Below are 8,491 nucleotides of genomic sequence, written 5' to 3'. Positions count from 1 at the left end.
GTCCGCCCAGGTGCGGGGCACGCTGGACCGTGTGGCGCCGATGTTCCGGTTGAGCAGCGAGGAACTGGTGTTCAAGCGGACCTCGACGGACGAGCGTGGCCACCAGTTCCTGCGCTTCCAGCAAGTGCGCAATGGTCTAGTGGTCGTCGGCGGCGAGATGCTGCTGCACGTGGACACTGAGGGCAACGTGTACGCGGCCAATGGCTCGTTGCGCCACGGCGCGAGCAGCGCGGCCCAGGCCCGGGTGGTGGCCGAAGCAGCGATGTGGGCGGCCCTGCACGACTCCCGCGCGCTCAACCCCGTGGCGGAGGGCGCGGCCCGGCAGGTCTACTTCAAGGCTGAAGGCTCGCTGCGGCTGGCCTATGAGGTGCGCGTGACGGGCGAGCAGGCCGATGGGCTGCCGATGGACAACACCGTCTACGTCGACGCCGAGAATGGCCGCACGCTGGCCACGCACTCGCACATCCACACCGCGCAGAACCGGGCAGTGTACTCGGCCAACAACACCACCACCCTGCCCGGTACCCTCAAACGTGACGAGTCGGGGGCCGTCACCGGTGACACCCACGTGGACAAGAACCATGATCATCTGGGCACTACCTACCAGTGCTACCGCCAGAACTTCGCTCGCGACTCGTTCGACAACGCGGGCGCGCTGATCAAGAGCTCGGTGCATTACGGCACCGCTTTGAACGATAGGAACAACGCCCGCTGGAACGGCAGCCAGATGATGTACGGCGACGGCGACGGCGTGCAGTACGGCCCGATGGGCGAGTCACTGGACATCACGGTGCACGAGTTCACCCACGCGGTGACGGATCACACGTCGAAGCTCGTGTACGCCAACGAATCCGGCGCCCTCAATGAGGGCATGAGCGACATCTTCTCCGCCTACTGCGAGGCGTGGCAGAAGGGATGGATCACCAACTCGGCGGTGTACATGATTGGCGACGATGTCCAGACGCCGGGCACCCCTGGGGACGCGATGCGCTATATGGCCAACCCGACACAGGACGGCATGTCGCGGGACTACTACCCCGAGCGCTACACGGACACCGACGACAACGGCGGCGTACACAGGAACTCGGGCATCGCCAACCTAGCCTTCTACCTGCTTTCCGAGGGTGGCAAGCACCCGCGCGAGAAGTCGACCGTCCAGGTGCCCGCCATCGGCATCCAGAAAGCGGGGAAGATCTTCTATGAGGCCAATGCCCACTGCATGACCTCGTCGTCGACCTTCGACAACGCCAAGACGTGCACGGTGCAGAAAGCCAACGAACTCTTCGACTCCACGGTGGCCGATGCCGTTACCAAAGCGTGGGCGGCCGTGGGCGTCCCACCCACCACCGTGCTGACCAACGGTTCGTCGGTGAGCGGCCTGTCCGATAGCTCCAGGGGCAAAATGCACTTTTTGCTGGAGGTGCCTTCGGGGCAGACGAGCCTGACGTTCACCACCAGCGGTGGCGCGGGTGACGTGGACCTGTACGTGAAGTTCGGCTCGGCGCCGGACAGCAGCACCTCCACTTGCCGCTCAACCAGTGGCCGCAGCGAGGAGGAATGCTACTTCTCCAGCCCGACCGGCGGCACCTGGTACGTCATTCTGTCCGCTTACTCCTCGTACTCGGGCGTCACCCTGACGGGCATGTACGGCACCAGCAGCGGCAGCACACTGAGCAACAGCGTGGAGTCGGCCGTGTACTCCGGCAGCAAGGACACTTGGAGGTGCTTCACGCTGAGCGTGCCACCGGGCAAGGCCAGCTTGAAGTTCGACCAGTTCGCCAAGAGCGGCTCGTCAGGTGACGCGGACATGTACGTGAGGTTCGGCTCGGCGCCGGACAGCAGAACCTACGACTGCCGCCCTTACAGTGGCGGCAACGCCGAACGCTGTTCATTCACCAACCCCGCTGGGGGGACGTGGTACGCCTGCTCGCATGGCTACAGCGAGTACACCAACGTGGCGATTAGGGGCTTTTACCAATCCTTCGGCATGGCACCCAGTGGGAGCGGGCAACCTCTATTGGAAGCGGCGGGAATCGACCCCGCCGCCCGAGGCAGCTGGTGAGAGTGCTTCAGCGACGCGCGGCTCCCTCAAGGGGGGAAGGGGGCAGGCCCATAGAAGGAGAGCCTCTCCTTGGCCGCGACGGTGGAGGAGCCGAGGAAGCAGAGGACGGCGCGGGTGGATTGAGGCGGGCTGCTGCGCAGGACGTCCGCACTGGAATGGAGGCGGCGGGAATCGAAGCCGCCGCTCGGAGGACCGGAGAAGTGGTGCTGCCAGGGTGACGGCTGGCGTGGGGGTGCAGCCGGTGTGGCAGCGCGCTCAATCAGAAGGAAGACGGGCCGGCTGCGTGGCGGCATCAGGTGGTGGAGCTGCCCGAGGTGAAGCCGCGCGTCACCAAGTACCAGATGTGCTACGGGCACTGCGCCAGGTGTGAGGTGTGGACGCGAGCCGAGCTGCCACAGGGCGTGTCGAGCGGAGCCTTCGGCCCCCGGCTCACCGCGGTTGTCGAGCGCGCGATGACTCGAGGCGTTCAGCTCGCCTCGCCATCAGGACTGACGAGAACGACGACATAGCCGTCCAGGTCCTCGAGCCAGATCTCCCGGTGTTGCGGAGCGGGGTTGACGTGCGGCTCTTCAATCACCCGCGCGCCCAGACGTCTCACGCGTTCGACGGCGGCATCGAAGTCGTCGACCTCGAACCAAAGAAGGACGCCATGGCCGTGCGGTGCCCGATCGGCGCCCATCAGATTGGGGTGCTCCTCGGCATCCCAACGATGCAGCTGGAGGACGAGGGTCTCTCCACTCCTCAGGCGGTCATAGAAGAGCCGGTGGGGATGGTTCGGCTCGCCCCCGTGCAGCCGCAGCAGCGTCTGGTACCACGCGCTGCTGGCCTTCACGTCCTTCACTGCAATCAGTGGCTGAGGCCTGACCGTGAGTCGACTGGGTGGACGCATCGAGACCTCGGAGGAGAGAAACGCGCGACGTGACGTTCTCCGCCGACCCTAGCATACACACGGCTGTGAACCTGGTGCTCCGCCTGGAGCGCGGAGCGGATCATCCCCACCGCGCCCTTGGCGATCTTCAAGTCGACCCCAAGCGGCGTGACCCTCTTCGCCCCGCGCTCTGACTTGGTTGGAGGATGTTCCATGCGTTTCCGAGCGTGCATCGCACTTCTGCTCTATGTCTCAGCCTGCGCTACGTCAGCGTCAAGCCCACAAGAGCCAGCGGTCCGAGACCCGAGGCTCGCCAACCTCCAGCGAGCGGCGACGCTGCCCTGGACGGACGGGGGGCGGTACGCTGTCCGCGAAGCTTCCGAGCCCTGGCCCGTGCTGGTGGAGCGGTGCTTTCATGCCCTCGACCATGACCGGAGATACTTACGCGGAGAAGAGGGGCCGTCCCCAGGTAAGGCCCGTGCCTGAAACGCGCCCCGTGCCTGAAACAAAACCCGCCCCGCCGAAGCCCTCGCCGAAGCAAAGGCCCAAGCCGGAGCCAAGAGGGCCGGATTTCCCTCCCATTGGGCCAATCGAAGTCACGGAGCGAGATCGCCCAGGTGCGAGCCCGACCCACTGCCGTACCATCTTGGCGGAAATAGACTGCACGACACGTGCGCTGACAGAATTCCGAACAACAGTTTCCCCGGCGGGGATGTGTTCGTGAATGGGAAGAACTTCGACGCGCTACACTTGGCCACGCGCACGCTGTGGGAAGTCAAGACCGACAACTTCGACACGTACACGCCCGACCTTCGAGATATCGTTATCAGATCTCAGGGGCCGAAATTGCTGGTTGAGAGGGGTCTCGCAATAGCTTGCGGATTTGACTTCCGAATTGGTGTGCTCAGCTCCACACACACAAAGACGAATTGGAGCGCGCGTTCCCGGAACTTGAGGGACTCATTGTTGTGATGGATTGGTGCTGAAATGCCGACTGCCCACCGAAATCACCTTTGCATTACAGTCTACGCGCCCGCGCTCAACGGTGATGATGGTCGCCCTGTGGCGATTGTTCATGAAATGGAGCGCGCGATCCCTGGCTTGTGCCTGGGATGGATGATTCCTGAAGAGGGACAGCGCCTCCCACTGCGGGATCGCGATGCATGGCTCGCCCATCAGAGAATGGACGGTGGATTTCCGCTTCTCCGCAACGATGATGACAACTTCCGGGTGACCGTGACGGGATGGGAAAGCCCAGCGAGCAGTTCTCCGGGCGGTCGGGCCCACTTTGTAGTTGATGCTGCCCTGCCGCTGACAGCAGATGGCATCGCGGCGTCAGCGGATGTGTTGGAGGCAGTGGCGCAGGCGGCGCGCGCTCTATGGGGGCACGCAACGCCGTTCAGCGCGGCGGTGGATATCGCGCGCCAGACGAAAAATTGGGCGGCGAATCCGAAACCTCCACCCCGAGGGCTGCCGGCCCTCCTGCTGCCAGAGAAGATCCGCTCACCTGAGAATCCGCATCGCCTCGGGTGGCTGAACTACTGGTCAGATGCCGCTGCACGGACCATCGGCTTCCCGGACCCGGCCCGCGATGCGGAGCTGCTCTCGCGCTCACGGCGTACCGCGACGGGCGGGTGGGTTGTCCGGCTCACCGATACGCCGCTCGACATGGACAACCCCGCGCACCTGGACGCGCTTGAACGGGCCTACGAGCGCTTCCCGGAAATTGGCGGGCGCTCCACCCCTTGAGGCTCGGCACTGCTCGCGGTGGCCGAGCTCAAGGCGCCGCCTTCTGGCTCACCGGGAAGGTGACGTTCCCGAGGGTGACGGTGCGCGGCCCGCCTGCCTCCCATATCTTGAGGGTACAGGGGTAGCCGAGCTGCGCGGGCGCCCCCTCTACGCCCAACACGACGGCACCGGCCCCATTCGCAGGAGTGGGTGACTGTTGCCACCGGGCAAGCTCCACCGCTTCCCCCGCCGAGTCCACCAGCGCCGCCCCCGCCAGCGTCCAGGGCTCAGCGTCGGGACGTGCAACACGGATGGAGGAAGCTGCTAACCACCCGTAAGCACGGCGTAAAAAATGGCTCTTCTGTAGCACCCGTGGGTTTCCCTCGACGGATGGTGGTCCGCGACGAGAGACGGCCGACGTGATGTGCTGAAGCCCGCCCCCCTCTAAGCCCTCGCTGGCAACCGCCTTGCACAATGCGCCGCCCCGGTACGGGCAGGGGCGGGACGGACAGCTCGGTGGGAGAAGCGGACGGTGGCGCGGGTCGGGGTGGAGAAGTTGCTGGAGCGGCTGCTGGGGGTGAAGGGCCCGCGGGTGCGTGGCGCCCGCTTCGAGCCCCGCGGCGTGGTGGTGGAGGTGAGGCCGCCCCTGCGCAAGTCCCGCTGTGGTGTCTGTGGTCGCCCCTGCCCGCGCTACGACTCCTGTCCGCCGCGTCCGTGGAGACACCTGGCCCTGGGGCGCACCGCCTTCTGGTTGAGCTACGCCCCGCGCCGCGTGGAGTGCCGTGAGCATGGTGTGCGCGTGGAGCAGGTGCCGTGGGCCGCCCATGACTCGCACTTCACGCGCAAGTTCGAGGAGATGGTGGCGTGGCTGGCTCAGCGCATGGACAAGAGCGCCACATGCCGACTCATGGCAATCAACTGGCGCACCGTGGGCACCATTGTCGAGCGCGTGGTGGCCGAGCGTCTGGACGCGCAGCGCCTGGAAGGGCTGTACATCATCGGCGTGGACGAGTTGAGCCACCGTCGCCATCACCAGTACCTGTCCGTGGTGGTGGACCACCTCAAGTCGCGCGTGGTGTGGATGGGAGAGGGCAAGGGCGAGGGGACACTGCACGGCTTCTTCGACAAGCTGGGGCCCGGGAGGACGCAAGCGCTCACGCACGTGACGCAGGACCTGAACGCGGCCTTCTCCAAGGTGGTGAAGCAGCGCGCTCCCCAGGCTGTCCAGGTGTTCGGCCGCTTCCACGTGCAGAAGCTGGCCAACGAGACCCTGGACGAGGTGCGCCGAGGCGAGGTGCGGGACGTGTCCGGCACCCAGAGCGCCGCGGCCGTGAAGAAGAGCCGCTGGGCGCTGCTGAAGAATCCGTGGAACCTCACCCTGCGCCAGGGGGAGAAGCTGCGCGAGGTGCAGCGGCTCAACCGGCGGCTCTACCGCGCGTACCTCCTCAAGGAGAGTCTGGCCAAGGGCATGGATTACCGCCAGCTGGCGCGCGCCTCGGAGCACCTGGACAGCTGGAGCCGGTGGGCCAGCCGCTCCAGGCTCAAGCCCTTCGTCCGGCTGGCCAAGACAGTGCGCAAGCACAAGCAGGGGATTGTCGCCTACAACCAGACGGGGTTGAGCAACGGCGTGGTGGAAGGGCTCAACAACAAGATTCGGCTCGTCATGCGCCGGGCCTATGGCTTTCGCAACACCGCGGCCCTCAAGGCGATGGTGTTCCTGTGCTGCGGGGGGCTGGTGCTCAACCCGCCGCTGCCGGGCATCGCGTAAGCGGACCGCACGGGAGAACGCGCTCGTCGACGAGCCGCTGCCGGACGGCGAGCCGCTGATACGGTCCATGGCCGAACCTCCAGGCCGGGGACCGCCGCTGCCCATGACTTGAATCCTCACGCCGCCCATGGCCGCCACGGTCGCGGAACCCTCTACATCCGACCTCTCTCCGTGAGCGTTTTACGCTCCGCTGCCCGGCCGACCTGTTCTTCAACCCACGGACCGTGCAGTAGAGCCTTTTCTATGTCGCTTCCTGCTTGGTCGCATTGCTCAATTTCTTTGACCTCCATGCAAGTCAAGCGCTTCCCTGCTAGCTGGCCGAGGATGCGTGCTAGATCAGGCAAGGTGACAGGAAAGGACGAAACTGTATAATGAGGCCGTAATTCGTCTCTTCTTGTCTAGAGAGGGTTCACGCCGCTCTTCGCGGCGGATGCTTTGTGAACGCTTTGTGAACAAAGATTCCATCTCGGGATACGAAATCAACCTGACAGGGTAAAACATGAAGAAGCTTGGAACGTCCGTTGTCTGTGTGGCCGCTTGTGGTTTTCTCCTGGGCGCTTGTGGCCCCGGGCTTGAGGGTGAGTCGATCGAGGGTGCCACGCCCTCTACCGCGAAGCCCGAGGTGTCTGAAAACATGGATCCTGGCGCGGCCGAAATCTCGGGGGCCGGGACGGTGCATGAGCAGGGCCTCGTGGGAGACCTGGAGACCCGGCTGGGCTCCCCCGTCGCGACCTACGCCTCCATCAGCACGACCTCCAACCAGTGGTCGGTCAGCTGCAACGAAGGGTCGTCGCGAGACATCTCCTACGTGTGGACGGTGCCTGAGACAGGCTCCTACACCTTCAGCACCAGATACTCGAACTTCGATACCGTCCTCCAGATCCGCCACCTCAGCAACACTTCGTCGGTCATGGGCTGCAACGACGATTACGGAAGCAACCTCTACTCGAGGACCACCCTCTCGGGCCTCGTCAAGGGCGTGAAGTTGTTGATCATCATCGAGGGCTACGCTGGCGAGTACGGCAATGACGCCCGTTTGAACATCGTCAAGAACTAGCCCCCGTTGCCCTCCAGTGAGGCCACGCTGGAGGGCGCGTGGCGTGTGGCTAATCCTTCGGGGTTTGAGCCCAGCGTTCCCCCGCGGCTCCACCGAGCCGCCGCCGCTCGGAAGGCCGAGACAAAGGCCCGGTACTGGGCTTGCCCCGGTTACGTGGCTCTCCCGCACTTCGTGTGGTTCTGCGGCAGCGAGCAGGCGAGCCTCGCTCTTGCGGCTATCGGTCTGCGCCCAGGATTCACACAAACTGCGGGAGAGCCACGAAATCGGGGCAGGCTCACCAGCGTCGGCACGACCACCGCCGCCCTGGACAGCAAGATGCGCCTCCTGCTGAATGAGTTCGCGAGCAATGACACACATGGCAAGGCGCGGCGGCTGTTCGACGCCTTCCTCAAACCGCAACGCGGCTTGGTGTTCTGGAGCGACACGGGCCTCAGAGGGTGTTGAACAGGGGCAAGCAGGTCTCCGCCTGAGACCGGGTGCACAATAAACAAAGCGCAACAGCCAGCAGAGCAGAGCCCGCTGGCTGCATCAGGGTGAGTCGCCCAAAGAATTGCACCTGCCGCCCCTTCGGCGCTTCCAGGATATGGATATTCGCGCAGGACGACCGTGACGCATGCGTAGGAGGGCCTCTGCCTGGACCTGGGTTGAATCAACGCCAGGTCGGCCCTCCTTTCCTGTGCACCAATAGGCGCACCCATTCCATGGGGTGCCTTGCGCGATGATTTCGCGGCTCACTCCCTCCTGGTTCTGCCCTCCTTCTTGGTTACCCACCAGAAAAGTAATGCCGGGCAATTGACCTCGCAAGTTGTCTCCGTGCGCGCGGACAACTACCTCCAGAGGCATGAGCGACATCCCAATGCCCGTGAGGAAGCCCTACCTCACCGACCTCTCTGACGCGCAGTGGGGATTGATAGAGCCCTTTGTTCGGGCCAGTACCTGCGGGCCCCAGGATGTGGTGCACCCGCGCAGGGAGGTAGTCAACGCCATCCTGTACATCCTCCACACCGG

Annotated in this window: 7 protein-coding genes; 6 read left to right on the top strand and 1 reads right to left on the bottom strand. The window is 64.7% G+C overall.

Features of this window, described 5'->3' with window-relative positions; genetic code table 11:
• Positions 1–2,062, top strand: a 2,062-nt coding sequence (locus VF794_RS01340) for a M4 family metallopeptidase (protein WP_331106923.1), incomplete at its 5' end; no start/stop codon positions are given.
• Positions 2,063–2,528: 466 nt separating this feature from the next.
• Here VF794_RS01340 and VF794_RS01335 read toward each other — a convergent pair.
• A complete protein-coding gene (locus tag VF794_RS01335) occupies positions 2,529–2,894 on the bottom strand; it encodes a VOC family protein (RefSeq protein ID WP_331106921.1) in 366 nt (121 codons plus the stop codon).
• Between the two features lie 669 nt (positions 2,895–3,563).
• Here VF794_RS01335 and VF794_RS01330 point away from each other — a divergent pair.
• The 5 genes from VF794_RS01330 (at position 3,564) to VF794_RS01310 (ending at position 7,927) form a co-directional block, all read left to right on the top strand.
• Positions 3,564–3,902 carry a DUF6310 domain-containing protein gene (locus VF794_RS01330; protein WP_331106925.1) on the top strand — a complete coding sequence of 113 codons (339 nt, stop codon included), beginning with the start codon at positions 3,564–3,566 and terminating at the stop codon, positions 3,900–3,902.
• Positions 3,903–3,917: 15 nt separating this feature from the next.
• Entirely contained in the window at positions 3,918–4,679 is a 762-nt protein-coding gene (locus VF794_RS01325) for a DUF5953 family protein (protein ID WP_331106919.1), read from the top strand.
• Positions 4,680–5,190: 511 nt separating this feature from the next.
• Positions 5,191–6,426 (top strand): ISL3 family transposase, encoded by a 1,236-nt coding sequence (locus tag VF794_RS01320; protein WP_331106917.1) that lies wholly within the window; start codon positions 5,191–5,193, stop codon positions 6,424–6,426.
• Between the two features lie 634 nt (positions 6,427–7,060).
• Complete coding sequence (locus VF794_RS01315) at positions 7,061–7,483, top strand: hypothetical protein (protein ID WP_331106915.1); 423 nt, start codon at positions 7,061–7,063, stop codon at positions 7,481–7,483.
• Positions 7,484–7,798: 315 nt separating this feature from the next.
• Positions 7,799–7,927, top strand: coding sequence for a hypothetical protein (locus VF794_RS01310; protein ID WP_331106913.1), 129 nt, complete (start codon positions 7,799–7,801; stop codon positions 7,925–7,927).
• Positions 7,928–8,491 lie beyond the last annotated feature (564 nt).

The sequence above is a fragment of the Archangium sp. genome, assembly GCF_036389735.1.
Taxonomy (GTDB): Bacteria; Myxococcota; Myxococcia; order Myxococcales; family Myxococcaceae; genus Archangium.
The sequence above is the reverse complement of the archived record's forward strand: the minus strand, read 5'-3'. Positions and strand labels throughout refer to the sequence as shown.

Coding starts and splice junctions, on each gene's coding strand:
- VF794_RS01325 (WP_331106919.1), top strand. CDS start 3,918: ATGCCGACTGCCCACCGAAATCACCTTTGCATTACAGTCTACGCGCCC.
- VF794_RS01315 (WP_331106915.1), top strand. CDS start 7,061: ATGGATCCTGGCGCGGCCGAAATCTCGGGGGCCGGGACGGTGCATGAG.
- VF794_RS01310 (WP_331106913.1), top strand. CDS start 7,799: ATGCGCCTCCTGCTGAATGAGTTCGCGAGCAATGACACACATGGCAAG.